Annotated in this window: 29 protein-coding genes; 17 read left to right on the top strand and 12 right to left on the bottom strand. The window is 66.1% G+C overall.

Annotation, left to right across the window (positions count from 1 at the left end; translation table 11 throughout):
- Nucleotides 1–69 precede the first annotated feature (69 nt).
- From NATPE_RS17795 to NATPE_RS17775, 5 genes are all read right to left on the bottom strand, one after another.
- Nucleotides 70–1,317, bottom strand: a complete 1,248-nt coding sequence (locus NATPE_RS17795) for an aminotransferase class V-fold PLP-dependent enzyme (RefSeq protein WP_006182981.1) — start codon at nt 1,315–1,317, stop codon at nt 70–72.
- Nucleotides 1,318–1,679: 362 nt separating this feature from the next.
- Nucleotides 1,680–2,531 (bottom strand): sensor domain-containing protein, encoded by an 852-nt coding sequence (locus tag NATPE_RS17790; RefSeq protein WP_006182980.1) that lies wholly within the window; start codon nt 2,529–2,531, stop codon nt 1,680–1,682.
- Nucleotides 2,532–2,542: 11 nt separating this feature from the next.
- Nucleotides 2,543–2,878 carry a DUF7521 family protein gene (locus NATPE_RS17785; protein ID WP_006182979.1) on the bottom strand — a complete coding sequence of 112 codons (336 nt, stop codon included), beginning with the start codon at nt 2,876–2,878 and terminating at the stop codon, nt 2,543–2,545.
- A gap of 43 nt (nt 2,879–2,921) precedes the next feature.
- Nucleotides 2,922–3,245, bottom strand: coding sequence for a hypothetical protein (locus tag NATPE_RS17780; protein WP_006182978.1), 324 nt, complete (start codon nt 3,243–3,245; stop codon nt 2,922–2,924).
- Between the two features lie 5 nt (nt 3,246–3,250).
- Nucleotides 3,251–3,592 carry an ArsR/SmtB family transcription factor gene (locus NATPE_RS17775; RefSeq protein ID WP_006182977.1) on the bottom strand — a complete coding sequence of 114 codons (342 nt, stop codon included), beginning with the start codon at nt 3,590–3,592 and terminating at the stop codon, nt 3,251–3,253.
- A 102-nt stretch (nt 3,593–3,694) separates the two neighbouring features.
- Between NATPE_RS17775 and NATPE_RS17770 the strand changes: the two genes are divergently transcribed.
- A complete protein-coding gene (locus NATPE_RS17770; RefSeq protein WP_006182976.1) occupies nt 3,695–4,681 on the top strand; it encodes an ABC transporter ATP-binding protein in 987 nt (328 codons plus the stop codon).
- Nucleotides 4,678–5,553, top strand: coding sequence for an ABC transporter permease (locus NATPE_RS17765; RefSeq protein WP_006182975.1), 876 nt, complete (start codon nt 4,678–4,680; stop codon nt 5,551–5,553). The genes NATPE_RS17770 and NATPE_RS17765 overlap by 4 nt, the downstream gene beginning before the upstream one ends.
- Before the next feature lie 106 nt (nt 5,554–5,659).
- On the opposite strand, the gene NATPE_RS17760 is transcribed toward NATPE_RS17765, so the two are convergent.
- From NATPE_RS17760 to NATPE_RS17750, 3 genes are all read right to left on the bottom strand, one after another.
- Nucleotides 5,660–5,953, bottom strand: coding sequence for a DUF424 domain-containing protein (locus NATPE_RS17760; protein ID WP_006182974.1), 294 nt, complete (start codon nt 5,951–5,953; stop codon nt 5,660–5,662).
- 4 nt (nt 5,954–5,957) lie between these two features.
- Nucleotides 5,958–6,887: a tetratricopeptide repeat protein gene (locus tag NATPE_RS17755; RefSeq protein WP_006182973.1), complete on the bottom strand. Its 930-nt coding sequence runs from the start codon at nt 6,885–6,887 to the stop codon at nt 5,958–5,960.
- Nucleotides 6,888–6,950: 63 nt separating this feature from the next.
- A complete protein-coding gene (locus tag NATPE_RS17750; protein WP_006182972.1) occupies nt 6,951–8,579 on the bottom strand; it encodes a hydroxysqualene dehydroxylase in 1,629 nt (542 codons plus the stop codon).
- Between the two features lie 119 nt (nt 8,580–8,698).
- On the opposite strand from NATPE_RS17750, the gene thpR reads away from it, so the two are divergent.
- Nucleotides 8,699–9,256 carry an RNA 2',3'-cyclic phosphodiesterase gene (thpR, locus tag NATPE_RS17745; RefSeq protein ID WP_015299257.1) on the top strand — a complete coding sequence of 186 codons (558 nt, stop codon included), beginning with the start codon at nt 8,699–8,701 and terminating at the stop codon, nt 9,254–9,256.
- Nucleotides 9,257–9,777: 521 nt separating this feature from the next.
- On the opposite strand, the gene NATPE_RS21550 is transcribed toward thpR, so the two are convergent.
- On the bottom strand, nt 9,778–10,746 hold the full coding sequence (locus NATPE_RS21550; RefSeq protein ID WP_241432778.1) for a M48 family metallopeptidase: 969 nt from the start codon (nt 10,744–10,746) through the stop codon (nt 9,778–9,780).
- Between the two features lie 235 nt (nt 10,747–10,981).
- On the opposite strand from NATPE_RS21550, the gene NATPE_RS17740 reads away from it, so the two are divergent.
- The 4 genes from NATPE_RS17740 to NATPE_RS17725 all read left to right on the top strand — a co-directional run bounded on the left by NATPE_RS17740 (nt 10,982) and on the right by NATPE_RS17725 (nt 12,542).
- A complete protein-coding gene (locus NATPE_RS17740) occupies nt 10,982–11,134 on the top strand; it encodes a 50S ribosomal protein L39e (protein ID WP_004267621.1) in 153 nt (50 codons plus the stop codon).
- 2 nt (nt 11,135–11,136) lie between these two features.
- Nucleotides 11,137–11,415 carry a 50S ribosomal protein L31e gene (locus NATPE_RS17735; protein WP_006182969.1) on the top strand — a complete coding sequence of 93 codons (279 nt, stop codon included), beginning with the start codon at nt 11,137–11,139 and terminating at the stop codon, nt 11,413–11,415.
- A gap of 2 nt (nt 11,416–11,417) precedes the next feature.
- Nucleotides 11,418–12,083, top strand: a complete 666-nt coding sequence (locus NATPE_RS17730; protein WP_006182968.1) for a translation initiation factor IF-6 — start codon at nt 11,418–11,420, stop codon at nt 12,081–12,083.
- A 135-nt stretch (nt 12,084–12,218) separates the two neighbouring features.
- Complete coding sequence (locus NATPE_RS17725) at nt 12,219–12,542, top strand: hypothetical protein (RefSeq protein ID WP_006182967.1); 324 nt, start codon at nt 12,219–12,221, stop codon at nt 12,540–12,542.
- Nucleotide 12,543: 1 nt separating this feature from the next.
- Here the strand turns inward: NATPE_RS17725 and NATPE_RS17720 are convergent, their stop codons facing one another.
- Entirely contained in the window at nt 12,544–12,855 is a 312-nt protein-coding gene (locus NATPE_RS17720) for an ASCH domain-containing protein (protein WP_006182966.1), read from the bottom strand.
- Nucleotides 12,856–13,005: 150 nt separating this feature from the next.
- Between NATPE_RS17720 and rpl18a the strand changes: the two genes are divergently transcribed.
- From rpl18a to NATPE_RS17690, 6 genes are all read left to right on the top strand, one after another.
- Nucleotides 13,006–13,179 (top strand): 50S ribosomal protein L18Ae, encoded by a 174-nt coding sequence (gene rpl18a / locus NATPE_RS17715; protein WP_006182965.1) that lies wholly within the window; start codon nt 13,006–13,008, stop codon nt 13,177–13,179.
- A complete protein-coding gene (pfdA, locus tag NATPE_RS17710) occupies nt 13,179–13,625 on the top strand; it encodes a prefoldin subunit alpha (RefSeq protein ID WP_006182964.1) in 447 nt (148 codons plus the stop codon). Before rpl18a ends, pfdA begins: the two co-directional genes overlap by 1 nt.
- 28 nt (nt 13,626–13,653) lie before the next feature.
- Nucleotides 13,654–15,273 (top strand): signal recognition particle-docking protein FtsY, encoded by a 1,620-nt coding sequence (gene ftsY / locus NATPE_RS17705; RefSeq protein WP_006182963.1) that lies wholly within the window; start codon nt 13,654–13,656, stop codon nt 15,271–15,273.
- 246 nt (nt 15,274–15,519) lie between these two features.
- Nucleotides 15,520–16,104, top strand: a complete 585-nt coding sequence (locus NATPE_RS17700) for a hypothetical protein (protein WP_006182962.1) — start codon at nt 15,520–15,522, stop codon at nt 16,102–16,104.
- Nucleotides 16,105–16,407: 303 nt separating this feature from the next.
- Complete coding sequence (locus NATPE_RS17695) at nt 16,408–18,135, top strand: nitrite/sulfite reductase (protein WP_006182961.1); 1,728 nt, start codon at nt 16,408–16,410, stop codon at nt 18,133–18,135.
- Nucleotides 18,125–19,867 (top strand): Coenzyme F420 hydrogenase/dehydrogenase, beta subunit C-terminal domain, encoded by a 1,743-nt coding sequence (locus tag NATPE_RS17690; protein WP_006182960.1) that lies wholly within the window; start codon nt 18,125–18,127, stop codon nt 19,865–19,867. The genes NATPE_RS17695 and NATPE_RS17690 overlap by 11 nt, the downstream gene beginning before the upstream one ends.
- A gap of 360 nt (nt 19,868–20,227) precedes the next feature.
- Here NATPE_RS17690 and NATPE_RS17685 read toward each other — a convergent pair whose 3' ends face one another.
- The gene (locus NATPE_RS17685; RefSeq protein WP_006182959.1) at nt 20,228–21,187 is read right to left on the bottom strand and encodes an AEC family transporter; all 960 of its coding nucleotides are present in this window, start codon (nt 21,185–21,187) and stop codon (nt 20,228–20,230) included.
- A 324-nt stretch (nt 21,188–21,511) separates the two neighbouring features.
- Here NATPE_RS17685 and NATPE_RS17680 point away from each other — a divergent pair, with 324 nt between their 5' ends.
- The 4 genes from NATPE_RS17680 to NATPE_RS17665 all read left to right on the top strand — a co-directional run bounded on the left by NATPE_RS17680 (nt 21,512) and on the right by NATPE_RS17665 (nt 24,052).
- The gene (locus NATPE_RS17680; RefSeq protein ID WP_006182958.1) at nt 21,512–22,120 is read left to right on the top strand and encodes a GNAT family N-acetyltransferase; all 609 of its coding nucleotides are present in this window, start codon (nt 21,512–21,514) and stop codon (nt 22,118–22,120) included.
- Nucleotides 22,121–22,198: 78 nt separating this feature from the next.
- A complete protein-coding gene (thiE, locus tag NATPE_RS17675; protein ID WP_006182957.1) occupies nt 22,199–22,864 on the top strand; it encodes a thiamine phosphate synthase in 666 nt (221 codons plus the stop codon).
- Nucleotides 22,861–23,691, top strand: a complete 831-nt coding sequence (thiM, locus tag NATPE_RS17670) for a hydroxyethylthiazole kinase (protein WP_006182956.1) — start codon at nt 22,861–22,863, stop codon at nt 23,689–23,691. Before thiE ends, thiM begins: the two co-directional genes overlap by 4 nt.
- Nucleotides 23,692–23,779: 88 nt before the next feature.
- The gene (locus NATPE_RS17665; RefSeq protein WP_006182955.1) at nt 23,780–24,052 is read left to right on the top strand and encodes a DUF7553 family protein; all 273 of its coding nucleotides are present in this window, start codon (nt 23,780–23,782) and stop codon (nt 24,050–24,052) included.
- A gap of 277 nt (nt 24,053–24,329) precedes the next feature.
- On the opposite strand, the gene NATPE_RS17660 is transcribed toward NATPE_RS17665, so the two are convergent.
- Nucleotides 24,330–24,965: a hypothetical protein gene (locus NATPE_RS17660; protein WP_006182954.1), complete on the bottom strand. Its 636-nt coding sequence runs from the start codon at nt 24,963–24,965 to the stop codon at nt 24,330–24,332.
- Nucleotides 24,966–25,018 lie beyond the last annotated feature (53 nt).

Genomic DNA, 25,018 nt, shown 5'->3' with positions numbered 1-25,018 from the left:
CTCTCGCTGGCCTTTGCTCACTCCGTTCGCGAAGACGTCGTCGACATCTCCTCGCACTCCGTTGTTCGCTTACGCGAACAACTGTCGTGCGTCGTCGATGGCGTCGACCAGCTTGTCGACCTCTTCTTTCGTGTTGTAGATGTAGAACGAGGCTCGAGCCGACGCGGCCACCCCCAGTTTATCGTGCAGCGGCTGGGTACAGTGGTCGCCGGCGCGGATCGCGACCGCGTGGTCGTTCATGATCGAGGCGAGGTCGTGGGCGTGGACGCTCTCCAAGTTGAACCCAACGAGGCCGCCGCGTTCGGGACCGGGTTCGGGGCCGTAGATCTCGATGCCGGGTTCGGCGTCGAGCTGTTCGTAGGCGTAGCGGGCCAATTCCTCCTCGTGGGCCTCGATGCGTTCCATGCCGATCCCCTCGAGGTAGTCGATGGCGGCCACGAGCCCGACGGCTTCCGCGATCTGTGGCGTCCCGGCCTCGAACTTCCAGGGGAGTTCGTTCCAGGTCGACTCCTCGAAGGTCACCTTCGTGATCATGTCACCGCCGTAGAGGTAGGGATCCATTGCCTCGAGGATCTCCTCCTTGCCGTAGAGGGCTCCGATGCCGGTGGGGCCGGCCATCTTGTGGCCGGAGAAGGCGTAGAAGTCGGCGTCGATGGCCGCGACGTCGACGGGGCGGTTGGGGACTGCCTGTGCGCCGTCGATGAACGCCAGCGCGTCGTGGTCGTGGGCGATGTCGACGAGGTCGGACACGGGGTTGACGGTGCCGAGCGTGTTCGAGACGTGGACCGCCGAGACCATCGCGGTGTCGTCGGTGATGATCTCGCTGGCGTGGTCCATGTCGAGGCGGCCCTCGTCGGTGACTCGAACGTACTTCACGTTAGCTCCGGTGCGCTTGCCGATCTGTTGCCACGTGACCAGCGAGGCGTGGTGTTCCATCTCGGTGAGGACGATCTCGTCGCCGGGGCCGAGTTCGTTCAGTCCCCACGAGTAGGCGACGAGGTTCTCGGCCTCGGTCGTGTTCTTCGTGAAGACGATCTCCTCGCGGCCGTCCGCGCCGATGAACTCGGCGACGCGGTCGTGGGCCTCCTCGTAGGCGATCGAGGCCTCCTGGCTGAGGTGGTGGATGCCGCGGTGGACGTTGGCGTTGTACTCCCGGTAGTAGTCGCTCATCGCGTCGACGACCGGGTCCGGCGTCTGGGTCGTCGCCGCGTTGTCGAGGTAGACGAGTTGCTCGCCGTTGTCGAACTCCCGCTGGAGGATGGGATACGCCTCCCGGATCGCCCCGACGTCGAGCGCCTCGAGGTTCTGTTGACTCATTGGCGACTAGCAGGGACCGCACGCAAAACACTCCTTCGGTCCGGCGGTGGCCGACGTTCCGGAATCGCGTCGAATCGGCCGCGTCGGTTCGGGGCCGCGATCGCTGGCCGGTCGGCTTCGGACGCGTGGACGAAACGGACGGTGGGTGGGGAGGAAGGGGGTGGGGTGAGGCGGGGTTCGGGAGGTGACGGCAGGGGGGAGTGGGGTCGGATCTGGTGGGTGCCCTGCCGCAACGGGTATTTGGAGCGCCACGGGGATACGGCTACCTCCAAACGATTTTGGGACGCCGACGGCTCGAGTGGCGAGTCCGGCCACGGACCGACCGCGGGACCGGAGACGGCGAGCCACGGTGGCCGTATGGTTCACTCCGTCGGCGGTTCGCTGAAGACCGACGGCTGGGTGCCGTCCAACACCAGTTCCGTGTACCGGGCCAACAGCCACGCGACGGCGTTGAGCAGGTGGAGGACGACCAGTCCGACGAGGACGCCGACGGCCGAGACGACGAGCGCCGACGGCAGCGCGTCGACGTACACCGACACCAGTTCGCCGTCGGTGATCGACAGCGGGATCGGCGAAGTCAGGTCGACGGCCCAGTCCTCGTGCTGGTAGGTGAGTTCGGGGACGATCTCGATCGGGTCGCCGATGTGGATCCCGACCAACTGATTCCGGTAGTGAAGCGGCGCGGCGACGAGGGCGTACGTGAACGCAAACCCCATGATGACCGCGATAAACGAGCAGAGTCCGAGTACGAACTTGCTAAACAGGTAGCCGACCCCCTTCCACGTCCCCCGATCGAAGACGAGCCGGCGAGCCCGCTCACGGATGGTGCTGGCCGGCTCGCTGGTCCGGACGTCCGCACCGAGCAACCGCGTCGCCAGCAGCCGCTCGAGGGCGGTCAGTTCGATCGACGCGAACAGGACGCCGGCCACGAGCGGGCCGCCGATACACACCAGGACCAACGAGAGCGGGATCCCGGCGATGAGCAGCGCGATCGGCTCCGTCATGGCCATATCGACGACCGCGAAGCCGAGCCCGATCGGGATCGCCGCGCCGGTCACGAGGACGGTGAAGTAGCCGATCCCGAGCGGGAACGACAGCAGCAGGTACGCGATATTGGCGTAGGTTTGCTTTCGTGCGACGACGCCGAGGAACCAGCGGCTCCAGGCGCGGACGCGGTCGAGTATGGTTCCGACTGTCGTGCGTGCTGAAGTCATGGGTGTAGATGTCATGTCGAATCGGGCCTCCTGAACGAGCGAACGATCGCGAGCAGTCCGAACAGGTGCGAGAGAGTGACGACGAGCAACACCGTCGCGTCGGTCGCGTCGGTGCCCCAGTCGACCGCGTACGACGAGACGAACGGCACGACCGTGAGGAAGGCGATGCCGACGGCCAGAAACAGCATCGGTCGACTATCGTTTCGCGCGTACCCCCGATAGGCCGTCCACGCCACGACCGTTCCGAGCGCGGCGCTGGTCAGTCCTGTCAGGAAGATCGTTGTCGCCTCGTCGAGTCCGAAGACGGTCGTCTCGAGCGCGGCCGTCGCGAGTCCGGGCCCGGTCACCGGTCCCACCTCGCGCTCGCTCGAGCGGTCCGGCGGATGCCGGTCACGGCCGCCCGTAGACGGTATAGAGGATCGCGACCAGGCCCGCGATCTCGCTGCTCGTCGCGAGGATGGCCGTCGTCACCGACGAGGCACCGAGTACCGTCGGTAACAGGAACCGAAGGACCGTGGGCACCGCGGCCAGCAGCGTGATCCCGAGCGCGAGCCACAGCAGGGGCTTCCGGCGGACGTCCCGGTAGCCGTCGTAGGACCGCTTTGCGATCCAGCACGCGACCACGAACGCCGTTGCCTGCCCGAGGAAGACGGCGACGGCTATCGCCGTCGTCCCGCCTTCGCTTTCGACCGTTTGTAGTAGTGGTCCGAACATGACGCTCACAGGTCTTCGAACAGTCTGGTAAACCGGTCGGCGGGATCCTCGTCGCGGCGGTACACGTCCATCTCCATCGAGCCCTCGGCGATCTCGATCGCCACGCGCTCGAGTCGCGTGCTGTAGGTCTTGTAGTGGTGTCCATCGGGATCGAGTTCCTGATACTCGTCGAGGAACCCCTGGTCCGCGAGCCGCTCGATCCGCCGGTAGATCGTCGGCGGCGATGCGTCGCAGCGTTCGGTGAGGCGGTCGACGGACATCGGTTCCTCGCTGGCCGCGATGAGGATACGACGCGCGTACTCGTCGTCGAGTAAGGCGAGTACTTCTTGGTCCTCATCGTCGGTCATTCGATCGTTCGTATGACAGGATGATATAAAAGACCCCACAGTTTCCGACCGTGAAACCGTGGTTCCTGCCCTATACACGTGCCCGCTGTAGCCTCGCTCGAGATGGTTGCCATCGAAACGACCGGTCTGACCAAGGAGTACGGCGATCTCACCGCCGTCGACGATCTGGATCTGACCGTCGACGACGGCGAGGTGTTCGGCTTCCTCGGCCCCAACGGGGCGGGGAAGTCGACGACGATCAACATGCTACTCGATTTCGCGCGGCCGACCGCGGGGTCGGCGACGGTACTCGGCTACAACGCACAGGCCGAGGCCGACGCGATCAGCCCCCGCGTCGGCGTCCTCCCCGAGGGGTTCGACGTCTACCCCCGGCTGTCCGGCCGCCGCCACATCGAGTTCGCCGCCAAGACGAAAGGGGCCGCCGACGATCCCGACGAGATCCTCGAGCGGGTCGGGCTCGATCCTGCGGACGCCGAGCGGCCGGCCGGCGACTACTCGAAGGGGATGCGCCAGCGGCTCGCGACCGGCATGGCGCTGGTCGGTGACCCCGACCTGCTGATCATGGACGAGCCCTCGACCGGGCTCGATCCCCACGGCATCCGCGAGATGCAGGACCTCGTCGGCCGCGAGGCCGAGCGCGGGACGACGGTCTTCTTTTCGAGCCACATTCTCGAACACGTCGAGGCGGTCTGTGACCGCGTCGGCGTATTGAACGAGGGCGAACTCGTCGCCGTCGACACCATCGCGGGGCTGCGCGAGGAGATCGGCGGGGGTGCGACGATGACGCTGACCCTGGCCGATCGAAGCGCGGCCGACGCCCGCGACCTCGTCCGCGACCTGTCCGGGATCACCGACGTCACCGCGTCCGGGCGTACCCTCGAGTGTACGGTCACCGAGCCGGCTGCGAAGGCCGACGTCGTGACCGCCGTCGCCGACGCGGGCGTTTCGATCGCGGACGTGCGGATCGAGGAGGTCTCCCTCGAGTCGCTGTTTACCGCCCTGACGAACGGCGACGCAACCGAGAACGCGGCGATATCGGGGGCGATCGAACCCGACGCGACCGCGGTCGAACCGGCGGTGTCTCGATGACCTCACACATCCCTACCGTCGCTCGCAAGGAGTTCGACGACGCCGGCCGGTCGAAGCTCCTCTGGACGCTGATCGGCCTGCTCGTCGGGCTGGTCGCGATCGGCTACACCGCGATCTGGTACACGGTCGACGACGTGACCGCGGCCGAGGTGCTGAACTTCCTCGGGCTCCCGCTGCAGGTAATCATTCCGGTCGCCGCGCTGATCGCCGGCTACATGGCCGTCGTCGGCGAGCGTCGATCGGGCAGCATCAAACTCCTGCTCGGCCTGCCACCGAACCGGACCGATGTCGTGTTCGGCAAGCTACTGGGCCGCACGGCGGTCGTCGGGGTAGCGGTCGGCCTCGCGTTCCTCGCCTCGCTCGTCCTCGGTGCCGTCTTCTTCGGCTCGGTGCCGTTCGCCGACTGGCTGGGCTTTGCAGCCGTCTCAGTGCTGTTCGGGACGACCTTCGTCGGACTGGCCGTCGGCGTCTCCGCGGCCGTCTCCTCGCGGGGCAAGTCGATGGCCGTCGTCGTCGGGTGCTACATGGTGTTCGTCGCGCTCTGGGAACTGCTCACTGCCGGCCCGTACTACCTCCTCTACGACGAGGGGCCGCCGATCGAGGCCGAGACGTGGTATCTCGTCCTCGAGCAGTTCAACCCCATCTTCGCGTATACCAATCTGGCCAGCAGCGTCGTCGAAGGGACGATCTATCCCTTCCAGTTCCAGTACGGCCTGCAGTCGCCGGAGGCCTATCAGATGACGCCCGCCGAGCGGTTCCCGGGCGACGCACCGTTTTATCTGCAGGACTGGTTCGGCGTCGTCGTCATGCTGGCCTGGCTGGCCGTGCCCGTCGCGATCGGCTACTATCGGTTCAAGCGAACCGATCTCTAATCGCTCGAGCCGACGGCTCTCCGGACGAACCTTCCGCAGAAATTCCCCGCTGACGCTCGTTCCGTCCCGATCGTAGCGGTCCCCGCTGACACCCGACCCGGACGCCCTACTGCATCCGCAGCAACTGCGCGTGCAGCGTCGTCCCCACCTCGAGGACGTTCGCCTCGTCGATAAAGCCCTCCTCGACGGCGAGTTCGACGGCGCGGGTACCGACGATGTTGGCCACGTCGGCCTGCGCGAGGCTCTCGACGACGGCGTCCTCTTCCACTGCGTCGCCGCCGTAGAACTCCTCGGTGACGGTCAGCGAGAGGTCGCCCTCCTCGAAGGTCTCGCCCAGCACGTCCTCGTCGCAGACCGCAACCAGCAGCCCCTCCTGAGTGTCGCGCTCGTTGACGATCATCCGATCACTCGAGTTCCCACTCGCGATCCTCGTCCTCGTCGCCGGTGCCGAGGTCGCCCAGTCCCAGGTCCTCGAGCCCGATGTCGCCCTGCTGGGGGCGGGACTGCCGGCCGGTCCCGAGTCCGGGCTGGCCGCCGGCTCCCGGTCCGGCACCCATGCCGCCGGGGCCGCCCTGACCGCCGCCGAGGGTTTCCTTGCGGTCGTCCATCATCTCCTGTTCGGCCAGCTCGCGCATCTCGTTTGCCTCCTCGGCGATCTCCTCGGCCTGATCGAACTCGCCGAGTTCCTCGAGGATCTCGGCTTTCTCCTCGAGGACCTTCGCGTTGCGCAGGCCCAGCCGGATCGCGTTGTCGATACAGTGTAAGGCCTCCTCCGAGAGGCCCCGTTCCGAGAGGAAGAACGCGCGGTTGAACCAGCCGGCGGCGAAGCGTTCGTCGATCTCGATGGCGCGTTCGGCGTGTTCGAGCGCCTCCGAGGTTTCGCCGAACTCCCAGAGCGCGTAGGCGAGGTTCGTCTCGGCGGTGGCGGCGTGTTCGCTCTCGTCGTCGATCCGCAGCGCCTCGCGGTGGGCTCCGATCGCCTCGTCGTACTCCTCGAGTTCGGCGTGGGCGACGCCCTTGTTGACCCAGGCCTCCTGCTCGAGACGGTCGTCCTCGGCGTAACGGGCGGTCCGCTCAAAGGCCTCGGTGGCCTGCTCGTAGCGGTTGATCTGCATGTAGTTCAGGCCGACGTCGAGCAGCTCGGTGGCGTCGACCTCGTCCGAATCGATGTTGTGTTTGTCCAGCGTGTCGGTGACGACGCGGGAGTCGACGGGGTCGACCTTCGAGGGGTCGACGCCGAGTTCCGGCGGATCCAGATCGAACTCCTCGTAGGGATCGCCGAAGCCCTCGCCCTCGGAGAACTGATGGTCGCGATCGTCGTCTCGGTCAGTCATTAACAGGAATTGGCGACGGCGACTGTTAAGGGCTGCGACCCGGGTAGCGGCGGGGCTCGGGCGTCAGATCCGCTCGCCGAGCCGCCTGGTCACGCCCCGCAGCGACTGGGTGACCGCGGCCGGATGGGGGAGCCCGAGCCGGTACCGGACACGGTCCTGGCGCTTGAACGGTTCGAACACGCCGGGCTCCTCGAGATCCCAGACCCGCGCCCGCGAGCAGCGGGCACCGCGGCGGTCGAAGACGGCATTTGCCGCCCGTCGGCCGGCCTCGTTGGCCGACTCCATCGAGGCCAGATCCGAGTTCGTCCGCACGTAGTCGCTGGCCAGCGCGAGGTTTCGGACGCCGACGTCGGCCGGCGGCCGGTTCCGGAGCGAGCCGACGGTGTTGATAAGGAGCGGCGAGCGGTTCTCCACTCCCTCGTCCGTCTCCACGATCGACGGATCGAGGAACCAGTCGACGAGATGGTCGTCCCGCAGTCGCTCGTTGGGGCCGTTCAGATGGGCCTTCAGCTGCGCCCAGATCTCCTCGGCGATCTCCTCGCGGGTACACTCCCGGGCCGGTTTCTCGTGGACGATTCCCGGCGTGTCCCAGTCGGAGGCGATCACCGAGAGGACGCCCTCGACCTCGTCCGGACCGCGGCCTTCGAGGGCGTCGTCCGTCCAGAACTGCCGCTGGGAGATCGAGGTCAGCGCCCACGGGGCGTCCGCGTAGACCTGATGGCCCCGCGTCAGTTCGACGTCCGTCGAGAGGTAAAACTGGATCCCGTTCATCCAGGCCGTCTCGAGGCGTTCGATCCGCCCCAGTTCCGGCGCGGCGCGGCGCAGTTGGGGCGTGACGAACTCGGTGGCGACCTCGACCGGCACCGCCAGCACGTAGTCGTCGGCCGCGACCGTCTCACCGTCGGCCAGCGTCGCGCCCGTGATCCGCCGGCCGTCGAACTCGAGGGCTCGAACGGGCGTGTTCGGCCGGAACTCGACGCCCAGCGACTCGAGGTGGGCGAGCCAGGGGTCGATCCAGGCCTCGTTGGTCGGCGCGTTCAGGATTCGCTCTGTCGGTTCGGTCGGATCGAGCTGACCGAAGAGCAGCTGCAGGTAGATCGTCCCGACGGTCCGGGCGCTGCCGACCTGCGGTCGGAGCGCGACCAGCGCCTGCGTGGCGTAGGCCAGCCGGTCACGAAACTCCGGCGAGCGGTTCTCGGCATCGATGAACTCCCACCACGAGATATCGTCGAGTTCCTCCTCGCGTCGCTGATGGCAGGCCGTCAGCAGGTACAGCAGTCGCTCGAGGAGGTATCGAACGTCCTCCCGGGGCAGGTCCTCGGCGAAGGCCGGGCGCAGCGCCGCGAGCCAGCCACGGACCGAGTCGGGCGTTGTCGTCTCGGCGATCCGTTCCTGACCGTCGGTACTCGCGATCAGGGTCGCTTCGGTCTCGACGAGGTTGTCCGCGACGACCCCGTCGCCGTCGGGGATCCGCTCCATCGTCTCGACGACGTGCCGGTAGAACGCCGGGAAGAACCGGAAGCCGTGTTCGCCCTGCAGCGCGTCCGGCTCGTCCGTGATCGGCATCGAGCGCGCTTTGCCGCCGAAGCGGTCGTTGGCCTCGAAGACGGTCACCTCGAGTCCCCGCTCGGCGAGTTCGTGGGCCGCGGTGAGGCCGCCGATCCCGCCGCCGAGGACGGCTACGTCGGTCATTACCCTCTCTGGGACCCCAGCCGTCATAACGCGACCCCCTAACTACGAACTGTCCGGGGCGGATGCGGCCGGTTCGGGCACCCGTCACGCTTGAGTGGCCCGCCGACGAGGTGCCGCGTATGCGACTGTTCGCCAGCGTCGACCTCCCCGACGACCTCGCTGAGCCGGTCGCCGACCTCCAAGACGAGTTCGCGGACGCGAGCGGCCTCGAGTTCACCGACCCGGCACAGGCCCACGTCACGATGAAGTTCCTCGGTGACGTGGACGAGGACCGACTGCCGGCCCTCGAGCGGGCACTCGAGACGGCGGTTACCGACGCCGCCGTCGACCCCTTCACGGTTCGCTACGGCGGGCTGGGTGTCTTCCCGAGTCTCGAGTACATCAGCGTCGTCTGGCTGGGCGTCGCGGACGGCAGCGAGGAGTTGACCCGGCTGCACGAGGCCATCGAGGACCGAACGACGGCAATGGGGTTCGACCCCGAAGATCACAACTTTACGCCACACGTCACGCTCGCCCGGATGACTCACGCCGGCGGGAAGGAACTGGTCCAAGAACTCGTTGAGGAGCGCGAGCCGGCGATCGGCGAGGCCCGCGTCGACGAGGTCCGCCTCACCGAGAGTACCCTCACCGACGAGGGACCGGTCTATTCGACCGTGGCGTCGTTCCCGCTCGGATGAGACCGGCGTCGATCGTGCTTCCCGTCATCGAGTACGTCTGCTGTCGTCAAGCGAATCCACTGTTAGACCGAGTACAGTCAGTCGGATGTTTGGATATATAGATCGGTTCGGTCATATCGAGTCCGAGATTTTAGACCTCGGTCTCAACGACTTCCTGCCGGAACACGCGAACGGTCAGTGACGTCTCACACATCAAAAGACCCTCGCTGCGATCCGAGTGTGACCCTTGCATCTTCGGTCGGTGGACGGAGAGAGCGACCAATACCGGTCGCGACTCGCCGGTCAGTCCGGATCTATCCGGGACTTTCCGCTATAGATCTGACTGGAGTGTGGACTTGACGACGGGTTGTGACTAGACGCCATCTCTCTTGTGACACGCGTGGATCAGCGTCAGGACCCGCACGGATTTTGTTTTTCTATCAGCAAACCTGACCTCGCCTGAGACTGTGCTTCCGTCGATCTTGCCAGTACAATCAGAAGAATCGTACCGTAACTACCGACCTCATCTGTTATGTTGGCACTCATTTCCGACTTTCGTAGTTCAAAATCATCTCAACCCGCTTTTCAGTAGGTGGATGTGTCCGAAATAGCCGTGATTCAAGGCGTAACAAAGGCTTTCGTATTGACCAGCAGAACGGTTTTATATTCTCTTCATACCAGTACCCCAATACTTCTTCCCGGTTGTACGACTCGAATGGGAGGATCGAGAGCGACGATACTGCACGTGCATTCCGGAGGTCCTGAGAGGGCGTCTCCTGAATCTGCTGATCGAGTGTTCGAAGTGCACTCGCTAACGGTGCACCTGAGCCAAGTACCTCGACGGCTGCTTTGTCTGCTGCGAGTTCTCGAGTTCGAGAGCAAACAGTGATGATCGCCTTCGTGACCGGTACCACTGCACGGCCAACAGCGCCCAGAATGATTGCAACGGGGACCCGGTGTCGAGCTAGATCCCGCGTTCGAGCGGCGATCCCAGCCGAGAGTATCATCGGTACTGAAACGATCGTCATGACCGTTGCATCACGGTTCTTTACGTGTGCCAGTTCGTGAGCGATTACAGCCTCGAGTTCAGCTGCATCGAGGGTGTCGAGTAATCCCTCAGAAAGAATCAGCCGGCTGGTCGTCGGTCGAACACCGATAACCATTGCCTCGGGTGCCAAACTATCTGAAATTGAAATAGTAGGTGCTGGTATCCCGAATATCGATGAAACTCGATTTACAGTGGCATAGAGTTCAGGATATTCTTCGACCGTCACTGGTGTCGCAGTTGCCGCTTGCTCGATTTCCCTCGTTCCACGACACTCGAGGACGATGATCCAGAGGAGTAACAAAACTGTCGGAATAATTGAAAGAAGCATCGCAGTGGAAAGAGATGTCCGAGCAAATAGGAAAAAGCCGACAAATACAGCCCATAGGGCGCCAACAAATCCGACAATAGCCACGAACAATAGTAGCAATGAACAGATCATCCTCAAAACGAGGGCTTGTTCCACCGACCAGCGCATTACTGTTTCCTTTGGAAGTCCTGTTGTGTATCGATTACGGTCTTCTCGACGGAGACATCGGGTAATGCCGACTGTCTCTAATTCGCGAGACTGTCTCGCAGCAATAAGCGGAGTACTCGTCATATCGATGCTGACTGGCAGAATCCCGTCGCGACCGTCCTCGATCCACAGGCTCTACAAGATGGACAAGATTTTAAGCCACCGCGGGCTACGTCCGGCTACTATGGGTAAGAAATCGAAGGGCAAGAAGAAGCGACTTGCCAAACTCGAGAACCAGAACAGCCGCGTGCCGGCCTGGGTCATGATGAAGACGGACATGGAAGTCCAGCGCAACCCCAAGCGACGCAACTGGCGGCGCAACGACACTGACGAGTAACGATGAGTGCAAGTGATTTCGAGGAACGCGTCGTCACCGTTCCCCTGCGAGACGTCAAGAAGGGCGCGAACCACGAGGCCGCCGACTACGCGATGCGACTAGTCCGCGAACACCTCGCGAAACACTTCGCGGTCGAGGAAGACGCCATCCGACTGGACCCTTCGATCAACGAGGAAGTCTGGTCGAACGGGCGCTCGAACCCGCCGCGAAAGCTTCGCGTCCGCGCGGCCCGCTTCGACGAAGAGGGCGAAGCGGTCGTCGAAGCCGAGGTCGCCGACTAAACTTGCAACGCCTCGCCTTCGCCGGGTCGGCCTACGTCGGCGTCTTCGCCCGCGCGACCGACTCGTGCGTACTCGTTCGCCACGATGTCGACGACGACGTCGTCGCCGATCTGTCCGACGAACTCGAGGTCCCCGTCGTTCCCACGACCGTCGGCGGCTCCTCGACGGTCGGTGCCCTAGCGACGGGTAACGAGAACGGCCTGCTCGTCAGTTCCCGGGTCCTCGAGTACGAACTCGAGACCCTCGCGGACGAGATCGACGTGCCCGTCGCCGAACTGCCCGGCAGTATCAATGCCGCCGGCAACGTCGTCCTCGCGAACGATTACGGGGCCTACGTCCATCCGGACCTGCCCCGCGAGGCGATCCAGATCGTCGAAGACACCCTCGAGGTCCCCGTCGAGCGTGGCGACCTCGCCGGGGTCCGGACCGTCGGGACCGCCGCGGTAGCGACCAACACCGGCGTCCTCTGTCACCCGAAAGCTACCGACGCCGAACTCGACGCGCTCGAGGAGGCCCTGGACGTCCGGGCCGACGTCGGCACGGTCAACTACGGCGCGCCGCTGGTCGGCTCCGGCCTGATCGCCAACGAGGCCGGCTACGTCGTCGGCGAGGACACGACCGGCCCCGAACTCGGCCGGATCGAGGACGCGCTGGGCTATCTCGACTGACGGTCAGTCCCCCCGATTTCGATTCTCACGTCTTCTCGAGCGGCCGCGATCGACGCCGCTTGACGCCGGTATTTCGTCTTCTCGAGACTGCTTCCGACCGATGTCTATATTTACTCGGTAGCGAGTATCCTCTGTATGGCATGGCAGGATTTGCTCTTCATGGCCGGTAGTCTGCTCTCGGTGGTCTTTCTCGCGCCCGCGCTTCGGGACGTAAACGCGCGGATCCCTCTCGCGACGAGCGTTCCCAAAATGGCGCTGGGTGGCGTCTACGCGATCACGTTCGCGACGATGGGCATGTCGCTGGCCGCGGTCGGCCTCCTCGCAACCGGGCTCATGTGGGGGCTGCTCGCGGCGTACCGGTCGCCGTCGTCGCCCGCGCCCGCTCGCTCCCGCCCGAACGCGTCGTCTGGTACGGTCGCAAGCGATGGACAACGGCCCCCTCGGCGACTCGAGGATTGAGCTACTGCCGTTCGAACCGATGTAAGACGACGTCGCTGTCGTCGTCCCACTCGAAGTTCTCGTGGGCGTGATCGAGCATGCGTCGGTATCCCTCGAGGTCGTCCATCCCTTCGGCTCGGGCGTCCTCGTCGGTCAGGTCACCGAGCGTGCGTTCTCGCACCGCGGTCACCTCGAAGGTCGTGTCGTCGATCGCGAACGTGTCCCCTTCGTCGGCATACTGCTGGCCCCGGTGGATCTGGGTGACATCACCCTCGAGGGCCTGCTCTCGCATTCGCTCGCTGGGCAACAACTCGTCGGCATCGAGTTCGCTCATGGAGCCGGGTTCGATCGCCCGTCGGAAAACGCTTGACCCTTCGCTCGTGGGGAACGCCGGGGAGAGACCCTCGTTCCGGCACCTCGCGTCGGTCGGCGGCCGTCGAATGGGAAGGGAAGATTCTTCCGACTGCCTGCCGGAGGGATAGGCATGAGTCAATTTACGGTCAGTGGTCGGTTCAAGAACCGCGACGGGTTCGCGGAGTTCGAGACGACCATCGACGCCGAGAACGAGAACGTCGCTCGCGAATACGCCTACACGCAGCTCGGAAGCCAGCACGGGCTCAAACGTACCGAGATCGAACTCGAGGAGGTATCCCAATAATGGGTCAGCAGCAACTCCAGCAGCTGTCCCAGGAGCTTCAGGAGATCGAAGAACAGATCGAAGGTCTGCAGGCGAACGTCGAAGCCCTGCGACAGGAACAGACCGAAGTCGACGAGGCCATCGAAGCGATCGAGACCCTCGAGACCGGCTCGACGGTCCAGATGCCGCTTGGCGGCGGTGCCTACCTGCGAACGACGATCGAAAACATCGACGAAGTCATCGTCGACCTCGGCGCCGACTACGCCGCGGAGTTCGAGGAGGGCGACGCCGTCAACGCCCTCGAGAACAAGAAGGATCACCTCGACGACCAGATCGACGAACTCAACGAGGAGATCGCGGAACTCGAGACCGAGAGCGACGAACTCGAGCAGCAGGCCCAGCAGCTCCAGCAGCAGGCGATGCAACAGCAGATGCAGGGAATGGGCCAGGGCCAGCCCGACGAGTAACGCGGCGTAGATACTTTCATCGCCAGCCATGTTCGATAACCTGAAGGACAAGCTCGGAAGCTTCCGCGACGACGCCGAAGAAGCCGCCGAGGAGAACGTCGAGGAGGTCGACGAGGACGACCTCGACGCAGCGGAACTCGAGGATGCCGAGGCCGACGTGGACTCGACGGACTCGAGCGACGCGACCCCGTCGGACTCGGCCGATGCAGCGGACGCGGAAGCCGTCGATACTACCGTCGACGCCGAGACGGCGACGCCGGCGTCCGCCGCGGTCGAACCGGACGCGGCGGTCACCGCTGAATCGGAACCGGAGCCGACGACCGAGGCCGCCACTGCGGACGCGGCCGAATCCGCGGGCCAGGAGCCGGCGACCGACCCCGATCTCGAGGTCGACGACGCCGGTTCGGCCCCGGACGAGTCGGTCTCGGACGAGGAGCCGGCTGCCGACGAAGACGAAGAGGCCACGGCGGACGACGAAGACGAAGACGACGACGGCGGCCGGACCGGGCTCGGCGCCAGAGCACGCTCGCTCTTTTCGGGATCGTCCGACGACGCCGAATCCGATGCCGACGAAACCGGTTCCGACGACGAGCCGGTCGACGCCGCGACGCCGGACGAGGCGGCGGCAGAGACGGCGACGGTCGACGACCCGGCCGCCGAAACGGCGGTCGACGAGGGGCCAGTCGCTGAGGACGCCGACGAGACCCCGGATGAGGCCGACATCGACGAGGACGATGCGACCGCCGACAACGGCGGGACCGGCTTCGGTGCGAAGGCAAAGTCCCTCGTCAAGGGGAAGTTCGTCATCGAGGAGGAAGACCTCGAGGGGCCGCTGCACGAACTCGAGATGGCCCTGCTTTCCAGCGACGTCGAGATGGGCGTCGCCGAGGAGATCCTCGACAACATCCGCGACGAACTGGTCGGGGAGACCCGGACCTTCACGACCTCGACCGGCGAGGTCGTCGAGGAGGCGCTGCACAACGCGATCTACGACGTGATCAGCGTCGGTCAGTTCGACTTCGACGAGCGCATCGCCGAGGCCGACAAGCCGGTCACCATCGTCTTCACCGGCGTCAACGGCGTCGGGAAGACGACCTCGATCGCCAAACTGAGCCGCTACTTCGAGGAGCGTGGGTTCTCGACGGTGATGGCCAACGGCGACACCTACCGCGCCGGTGCCAACGAGCAGATCCAGGAACACGCCGACGCGCTCGAGACGAAACTCATCAGTCACGAACAGGGCGGCGACCCCGCTGCGGTGTTGTACGACGCCGTCGAGTACGCCGAGGCCAACGACGTCGACGTCGTGCTGGGCGATACCGCCGGGCGGCTCCACACCGACGAGGGCCTGATGGATCAACTCGAGAAGATCGACCGCGTCGTCGGCCCGGACATGACGCTGTTCGTCGACGAGGCGGTGGCGGGACAGGACGCGGTCAACCGCGCTCGGGAGTTCAACGACGCCGCCGAGATAGACGGTGCGATCCTGACGAAGGCCGACGCCGACTCCAACGGCGGCGCAGCGATTTCGATCGCTCACGTCACCGGGAAGCCGATCCTGTTCCTCGGCGTCGGGCAGGGATACGACGACTTGGAGCAGTTCGATCCAGACGAGATGCTCGACCGACTGCTCGAGGACGAGGCGTAACGTCCATTCGTCGCTTCGTCGCCGCTGGATTCTCGAAAGATTGCCCGCGGATTCGAAGGCGTGAACGACGATTCTCCCGGTCTCTCGGCGGGTAACGAGACCCCACGGCGGTGAGCCTCGTCGGACCGGCGGTCCGACGCTGGCACGGGACCCCGATCGACTGCTCGAGGAGTCGGAGCCCCGACCGCACCAGTGGACCGATCGTTCTTTCAGAAGATACTTATTGTTAGTTTGAGACGTTAGCGTATGAACCGCCTCCGACCTCGCCGCGGATTTCTCGCGTCGGTCGTCACGACCGTCGCGGTCACGACGGGCGGTTTCGAGTACGCTTCGGACGGGCCGACCGGCCCGCCGCTGGACTCCGGAACCGTCCCGGCCGATTGGTTCGAGTGTGACGACGTCAACCGTCCCGATCCCGATCCGCCGGACGACGCCCCGCTCGAGCCGCGGACGTATCCGTCGTCGCCGTCGTCGCTGGACGATACCATGGTCGAGTACGTCACGACGTTCGAGCGGACGTATCAACACAACGCGTTTCTCGGCCAGTACGGTGCCGAAGCGCGGACCGTCGACCTCCGCCGAACGGACGGCCGTGTGGCTGCCGTCGGGTCGGCGACGAACCCGGATGCGGTCATGGTCGCGATCCGATACGACCTGACGACCGGGACCGGCCGCTCGAGCGTCGACCCGCGTGACAGGTGGGACATCCGCGCCGTCTATTATGTCGACGAGAACGTCGTCCTTCGATCCCGGTACCACGGACTCGCCGAGGAGTTGCGCTTCGAGCCCGATCCACGAACCCAGGGCGAACTCGTCGCCTGTTTCGACTGACCGTCCCTGCTCCCAATCCGGCGTCGCCGCCGGGTACGGTACCGGAACCTATTACCGCTACCGACGACGCGTGGCGTCCCGGTGTCGCCTCGTTCCCGTCCGTGCCGGTGTCTTGCCGACGATTTCCATCCGCCCCTCTCGTCGGTGGCACCACGTCGGGGCAATATTTACTGGTGGGAACGACCCACGTCATGATTCGCCGAGTTGCGGGGGTGTATACGAACGGGGTCGCATTACCCGCTAAACAATGGTCCTTGAAGATAGTCCGACCGCTCGAGTGGCTGCCGACCGGCGGTGGTCCCCATGAACACGGTCGAGCAGCACAAACAGGAGAAACATCCCCTCGACGTCGTCGACGACGTCTACGACTACGCCGACGAGGAACTCTCCTTCGAGGAGATCGAGGAGCGCGCCGGCGGCGGCGAGTGGGAGCGTCTGAAGTGGGCCGGCATGTACGCCCAGAAGCAGGAGGGCTACTTCATGATCCGGACGAAGGTCCCCGGCGGGAAGCTCACCCCGGAACAGGCCGAGGTCATCGGTGAAGTCACCGACGACCTCGCGGTCGCCCCCGAGGAGTACGGCGGCGAGGAACAGAACGAACTCTGGGGCGACGCGTACCTCGACATCACGACCCGACAGGACATCCAGAAACACTGGATCCGCGTCGAAGACGTCCCCGAGATGTGGGACCGCTACGACGAGGTCGGCCTGACGACGGTCCAAGGCTGCGGCGACTCCGCCCGGAACGTCCTCGGCTGCCCCGCGGCCGGCCTCGACGATCACGAGTGTTTCAACGCACAGCCGGTCATCGAGGCGGTCTCGGACTTCTTCACCGAGAACCGCGAGTACGCCAACCTCCCCCGGAAGTTCAAGATCACGATCACGGGCTGTGCCCACGACTGTGCCCAGTCCCAGATCAACGACGTCGGACTCGTCCCCGCGAAAAAGGAGATCGATGTCTCCGGCGAAGCCGGAGGCTCGTCGGACTCGTCCGACGGTGGCCAGCAGCTCTACGGCTTCCACGCCCGCGTCGGCGGCGGCCTCTCCGACGGCCCGCGAATGGGCTCGGAACTCGACGTCTTCATCCGACCCGAAGATGCCGTCGAGTTCTGCCGCGCCGTCGCTCAGACGTTCAAGGAACTGGGCGACCGGAACAACCGCGGTGTCTGTCGCATGCGGTATCTCGTCGAGCAGATGGGTGCCGAGAAGTTCGAGGAAGCCGTCCGCGACCGCTGTACGATCGACCTGCCAACCGGCGGCCAGAACCTGACCGTCGGCTACCAGAGCGACCACGTCGGCGTCCACGAGCAGAAACAGGACGGGCTCAACTACGTCGGCTTCAACGTGATCGCCGGCCGCATGGGCGGCGACGAGTTCGCCGCAGCGGCCCGCGCCGCCGAGAAGTACGGGACCGAGGACGCCTCCGTCCGCCTCGCGACCGACCAGAACTTCCTCATCACCCACATCCCCGACGAAAACGTCGACGACCTGCTGGCCGAGCCGTTCGCCCAGGAGTACAGCCCCGATCCGGGGGCGTTCTCCCGCGGCGCGGTCGGCTGTACGGGCAACGAGTTCTGTAACTACGCCATCATCGAGACCAAAAAGCGGACCAAGCGCTGGGCCCGCGAACTCGACGACCGCATCGATGTCCCCGACGACATCGAGTCCATCCGGATGCACATGTCCGGCTGCTCGGCCTCCTGTGCCCAACCCCAGATCGCCGACATCGGCTTCCGCGGCGAGACGGTCAAGCTCGAGGACGAGGACGGTGACGACATCGTCGAAGGGATGGACTTCGGCCTCGGCGGTTCGCTCGGTGCCGACAACGAGTTCCTCGACTGGGTCGAGAGCGCCGTCCCCGCCGACGCCGTGATCCCCGCCCTCGAGCAGCTGTTCGAGGCCTACTCCGCGGATCGTGACGACGGCGAGGAGTTCTACGAGTGGTGTCGCGGCGTCGACAACGGGCAGCTGCGGTCAATCATGCAAGGGGCCGACGCGCCGGTCGCACGGGGTGTTGCCCATGGGGACTGATAGCGAGGACGAACGTAGTGAGTCCTCGAAGAAGCGAGCGGGAGCGGCGGGATCCGAGCAAGGCGAGGATCCCGAGAATGCGAGCGGTGAAACCGCGAGCGAGAAGCGACACGCGAGCCGCGAGGACGAACCCCGCCTCCCCCACGTGCCGGAATCGGACGACGATGACGACGCCGTCGTTGTCCCCGACGCCGACAGCGGTGCGTCCCGGTCCCGGGAGAACACCGACCACGCTCGAGAGGGCGCCATCGCCGCGGACGGCGGCGAGCGAGCCGACGCGGGTACCGAGGGCGAGAGCTGCTCGCCGAACACCTGTACCTGCGGCGAGAAAACGGCTACCGATACTGATACCGGGTCCGAAACGCCGCCCGTCGCCACGGACGGCGCCGGCGTCGCGAACGTCGACGAGATGGGCGAACTCGGCGACCTCGAGTTCACCGAGCCCGCGGAGGACGTCAGTCAGGACGTCTACGACGACGCTCCCGACACGCGCGTCGGGGTTCCCGAGGGCGTCGATCTGGACACGCCGGAGTACTCGATCCGCTCGCGAATGAACGACATCGAGACGCCCGACGAGAAGACCTGGTTCATGGAACTGGACGAGGCGGTCATCGACGAGGGCCGCTGTATCCAGTGTGGGACCTGTGTCGCCGCCTGCCCGTCGGACTCGATCGGCGTCGGCGACGACGGCCTGCCGGAGCTGGTCAAGATGTGTACCGGCTGTTCGATGTGTTGGGACTTCTGTCCCCGCGGCGGCATGCGCTACGAGCGCCAGTGGAAGATCACCGGCGGCGAGGACAACGTCAAGGGCGCGGGCGACCCGATCACGGAGTTCTCCGCGAAGGTCGAGGACGACTGGACCGACGGGGCCCAGGACGGCGGCGTCGTCACCGGCGTCCTCTCGACGCTGCTCGAGGAGGGTGAGATCGACGGCGCGCTCGTCGCGACCGAGAGCGAGGAACAGGAGTGGAAAGCGGAGAGTTACCTCGCGACCACGACCGAGGAACTCATCGAGAACGCTGGCACCGTCTACAACCAGACGCTGGCGCTTGGCAACCTCGACTTGGCGCAGTGGGAACACAAGCTCCCCGACAAGGACTGGGACGACCTCTCACTGGCCATCGTCGGCACGCCCTGTGAGATCGAGGGCATCCGCGCCCTGCAGGACTTCGAGTGGGACTACCAGGCCCAGAACGAGGGTATTCGGGCCGTGGACTACACGATCGCGCTGATGTGTACGAAGAACTTCAACTACCACAGCCTCATGGGCGAGCAGTTGGAGGAGCAACGCGGCATCTCGCCGTCGGAGATCGGCAAGATGGACGTCCTCGACGGCAAGATGATGGTCTACGACCACGACGGCGAGATGATCGTCGAGGAGGACATCGAGAACTTCCACGACGCCGCGCTCAAAGGCTGTGACGAGTGTGCCGACTTCACCGGCTTCTGTTCGGACATCACCGTCGGCTCCGTGGGCTCGAGCGACGACTACTCCAGTGTCATCATCCGGACCGAACAGGGGATGGACGCCTGGGAGCTGACCGAGTCGAAACTCGACTACCACGACTTAGAGGACAAGTCGGCGGTCGGCAAGCTCCAGGGCTGGGACAAGAAGAAGGCCTTCGAGAGCCTCGAGCGGCCCTTCGATCCCGACGCGCCGCGGTTCATCGACTACACCGACCATGCCGAGAACTACGGCACGGCGTTGAACCCCCACGACCAGGGCCACTGAGCGGTCGCGTTCCGTCCTTTTCCGCTGTTGTACGCCGGGTTGCGTCGCGCTCGAGTGCCGTCGCTGTGGGTCGCATTCCGTCGCTCGAGCCAAAAGGGGGTATGAGCCCCGGGTTCGCCGCCCCCAACGTCCCAATCGTGGCGCTCGCGGTGTCGGATCGGTCGGCGTGATCCACCTCCGGATCAGTGTCAGTTCCGGACGCGGACCATGGTTGACTGTGGGAACAAGACGCATAGTCCTTGGCCCGACCTATGCATGGACGGCGCGCAGGCACGCGATCTCGGGTCCGAGCGACGGCGAAGTGCCCTTTCGAGCCGGCCGAGTTGCCGGTGGCCGCGAGCCGTCACCTACCGCCCTCGTTCAGATCACGACGCCGGACTGTAAGAGTGCGATCAGGGCGGTCAGTATCGGCACCGACAGCAGCGTCGTCAGGAGGACGCAGGTCGAGACGTACTCCGAGACGAGGATACCCTCCGTCCGCGCGCCGTCCGCGAACTCGATGACCAACACCAGCGGCGTCACCGCGGCGGGCATGGCCGTCTCGAGGACGAACACGCGCGCGACGGTCGGGTTCTCGAAGCCGATCAGCAAGGCGACGCCGAGTCCGACCAGCGGCGCGACGACCGTCTTGAGCGCGGTCGCCGGCCAGGCCCGGGAGACCGCTGAGGCAGTATCGGCCCGTGCGAGTTGGATCCCGAGGATGAGCAACATGAGCGGGATCGAGGCGTCACCGACGAGTCCCAGGGTCTCCATCGCCGCGGTGTCGGCGGGCGGAACGAGACCCAGCGCCCGCGCACCCAGCGCGGCGGCGACGGCGTACACCAGCGGGATGTAAAACACCCGGCGGACGCCCTCGAGGCCGGCGGAGCCGCTGCTCCGGGAGGCGACGTAGACGCCGACGGTGTACATCAGCACGGACTGGACCGAGAGGAAGAGGACGGCCGTCTGGCGGCCGACCGCGCCGAACGCGAAGTCCGAGACCGGAATCCCGAGGTTGCCGGAGTTGGTGAAGATCGCGACCAGTACCAGCCCGCTCAGGGCCGGTTCCCGTTCGCCGACGGCGCGGCCGGCCAGTTCCGCGACCGCCCACATCGCGGCCGTGAAGACGCCGATTCCGACCGTTACCCGTACCAGCGTCGCCACCTCGAGTTCGGTGGTCGCGAGGCTGTGAAAGACCAGCGCGGGCGCGAGGACGTAGACGACGGCGGTGTTCAGCGGCTCGGGATCGATCTCCTTGACGGTCGCCAGCAGGTAGCCCACTGCCGCGATGGCGACGATCGGCCCGATCGCCGAGCCGAAGATAGCGAGCAGGTCGGCCATCGGTCAGCGCGCCCCCTCGCGTCGCGCTCGTGGGCTCGAGGGACTCATCGATCGGTGGGCGGTCGCTCGCTGCATTCGCGGGCAGCTACTCGCCACGCGGGGTATGGTACTTGCGATGGCGGCGCGACGCCGGCCGCTGGGAGGGCGGTCCGCGTTCGTTCTTTAAGTGGTTCTGGTCACAAGATGTAGACACGACGGGAGAACGGTCCCTTCTCGAGGCAGTCACGACCGGTCAGCGACGCGTCCCGGCCGTCTCCGGAACGCCCGGCCGCGTCGTCGGCGTCGTTCGGCGGACTTATTCGCCATCGCACGGGAGCCACGACCATGCCTTCCGACGCCCGGATCCGCGTCGCGACGCCGGCCGACGCGGCCGCCGCGCGCGACATCTACGCGCCCTTCTGCGAGTCGACGGCGGTCACCTTCGAAGAGACACCGCCCACCGAGAGCGAACTGGCCGACCGGATCGCGTCCACCCTCGAGCGACACCCGTGGCTCGTCTGCGAACGCGACGGTGCGGTCGTCGGCTACGCCTACGCCGGCCCGCTTCGGAAGCGCCGCGCCTACGAGTGGGTCGTCGAACTGTCGGTCTACGTCGCCGACTCGGCCCGCGGATCGGGCGTCGGCCGCGGACTCTACGAGTCGCTGTTCGCCGTCCTCGAGCGCCAGGGGATCCGCGACGCCTACGCCGTGACGACGGTGCCCAACCCCGAGACGGAGCGGTTTCACGAGTCGATGGGGTTCAAGCGGCTGGTCGACTTCCCGGCGATCGGTTATACCCAGGACGAGTGGCAGGACGTGGCGTGGTGGCGCCGTCCCCTCGCCGAGAAGGCCGAGTCGCCCGACCGGCCGCGGCCGTTTCCCGTGGTCCGCGAGGACGACGATTGGGAGGCGCTCGTCCGGACCGGGGAAGACGCGCTCGAGCCGTCGCCGTAGCGCTCGGCCGTTGTGACGGTCGTCCGTGATCGGCGTCCGACCGACACCGCTTAGTGGCACTACCGACTGGTACCGCCCGTGAATCCCTCGAACTGGCGGACCTACCTCGTCACACAGGCGTCGCTCTCAGACGGCCGGTCGACGTCCGAGATCGTCCGCGCGGCCATCGACGGCGGCGTCGACGCCGTCCAACTGCGCGAGAAGGAGACGAGCGCCCGCTCGCGGTACGAACTGGGCCTCGAACTGCGCGAACTCACCGCCGACGCGGGCGTGGATCTGATCGTCAACGACCGGGTCGACATCGCGCAGGCGATCGACGCGGACGGCGTCCACGTCGGCCAGTCCGACCTGCCGGTCGGGGTCGCCCGCGACCTGCTCGGCCCGGACGCCGTCGTCGGCTGCTCGACGTCGACGGTCGCCGAGGCCCGCGAGGCCGAACGCGAGGGCGCGGACTACCTCGGCGTCGGGGCGGTCTACGGCACGTCCTCGAAAGATGTCGCAGACGACGAGGACGGGATCGGGCCGGAGCGAATCGAAGCGATCGCCGACGCCGTCTCGATCCCGATCGTCGGCATCGGCGGTATCACGGCGGACAACGCCGCGCCGGTCGCCGAGGCGGGTGCGGCCGGTGTGGCCGTCATCAGCGAGATCACGGCGGCCTCCGATCCGGCGGCGGCGACCGCGGCGCTTGCCGAAACCGTCGAAACTTCGAAGGGAGTCGCCGACGGAGGTCGAGGCGCATGAGCGTTACCGACATCGCCGCCGCCGACCTCGCCGACGCCGTCCGGACGGTCCGGGAGACCGAGCCACTCGTCCAGCACGTGACCAACACGGTGACGATCAACGACGTCGCGAACCTGACGCTGCACTGGGGCGGGCTGCCGGTGATGGCCGACTCCTTCGGCGACGCCGGCGAGATGACCGCGGCCGCGCGCGCCCTCGTCATCAACATCGGGCAGGTCCCCGACGACCGCGTCGAGGCCATGCACGAGGCCGGTCGGAAGGCCAACGACCGCGGGGTTCCGGTCGTCCTCGACCCCGTCGGCCTCGGCTCGACCCCCTCGCGCGAGGCGGTCACCGAGAGCCTCCTCGAGGCGGTCGACTTCGCCGCGATCAAGGGCAACTACGGCGAGATCAGCGCCCTGGCCGGCGTCGAAGCGAACGTCGAGGGCGTCGAGTCCATCGGCGACTACGAGGCGATCGAGGCAACCGCTCAGTCGGTCGCGGACTCGACCGGCACGGTCGTGGTCGCCTCGGGCGTCGAAGACATCGTCGCCGACGCCGACGGCGCGGTTCGCCTGTCGGCCGGCCACGAGATGCTCGGCGAGGTGGTCGGCACCGGCTGTATGCTCGCCGCGACCGTCGGCACCTTCGCCGGCGCGCTCGAGGATCCCCGCGAGGCTGCCGTCCACGGGACGCTCGCGTTCGGCATCGCCGGCGAGCGTGCGGCCGCGATGGACTACGCCGGCCCGGGCAGTTACCGGACGAACTTCCAGGACGCTGTCTACGGCGTCACCGGCGACGACCTCGAGTCGGCCGACCTCGCGGACCGGATCGAACCGGCGCTGTAGGGCGACGCGAACCCGTCGGTTCGACCGATGTTCCCGATTTCCGGAACGTACTGCAACGATTTTAGTCCCACCGGACGAACTCGTTCGTATGGCTCGAGACGAACTCGAGAACGCGGCCGACGCCATCGAGGCGGCGGCAGCGGCCGCGGCAGACGACGAGGCACAGGAGCGACTCGAGAAGCAGGCGGCGAAGTTCGCGGAGTACGCGGACGCCGACCGCGGGCCGGACCACGGCCAACTCGCCCGCCACGAACACATCTTAAACGACATCGCCGACGAGGAGGGCGGTGACGTCGCGTCGAAGCTCGCGGACGCGCTCGAGTCGATCAGCGCGTTCCGGGAGACGGTCGAAGGCGTATAGGAAGCGATCCCCGGTCGTGTTCAAGAAACGGCAGGAAACACCCTTTTTCGACGGCGCCTGGACGGCAGCGGGTCGGTTTGCGCAGTGACCGGATAGTGGTTCGTCCGAGTCGGTCGGAGACAGCGGGCGTCCTGCTACCGTGGCGGCACGGAGTGTCCACACCCTCCCCAGCCGATTCGCTCGCTGCTCACGGCTCCCGTTGGTCACCGTTCGCAATAGCGAGACCAGTCGCCAGCGCGCGCCACCGCACGGCGGCTGACCAGTTCGGCGGAACCCGCTAACAGACCGGCTTCGGGTTCGCGCCCATTCCCTCGAGCGTTTCGACGTACTCGTCGTAGGCGGCCTGGATCGCACCGCTTGCGGCCTCCTGAGCGCGCTCCCAGTCGTCGTCGCTCTCGCAAACGTCGCCGAGGAGGTCTTTCGCGCGCTCGAGCTGGTCGTCTAAATCCTCGCCGAACCCGCGGAACAGGCTGGCCGTCTGTGGGTCGGCGTCGCCGACGAAGTAGCCGACGACCTGGTCTTTCGAGCGCTGGCTCGCGAGGATGCGGCCGACGAGCGCGCCGACTCGTTCGACGGTGTCCTCGCGGGCGCGCAGGTATTCGTGGAGCTGCGGGGTGTTCGTCGGCTCGTAGTCGTCGGCGGCGAGTTTCCCGTCGACGGTCTCGTAGTGGTCCTGCTCTTCCTCGGCCGTTTGCTCGAAGGCCGCGCGCGCTTCGTCGTCGGCCTCGTCGTCGGCCCACTCGAGGAAGGTTTGCCAGGCGGCGTACTCGGCGTCCGCCGTCGCCTCGAGGACGGGCTCGGTATCGATCTCGCCGCCGGTGTCGGCATAGAGCGACTTCGAGGAGCCGAGTCGCGAGAGCGCGGTCTGGTTGTCGTCGTTGACGGTCTCGACAAATGCGTCCGGATCGGTCATAGGCGAGCATTCGGGGAGCCGAGTGTTAGGCCTATCGTCACGAGGGGGCATGC

Origin of the sequence: Natrinema pellirubrum DSM 15624, from assembly GCF_000230735.2 — an archaeon.
In the GTDB taxonomy this organism is placed as follows: Archaea; Halobacteriota; Halobacteria; order Halobacteriales; family Natrialbaceae; genus Natrinema; species Natrinema pellirubrum.
The sequence above is the reverse complement of the archived record's forward strand: the minus strand, read 5'-3'. Positions and strand labels throughout refer to the sequence as shown.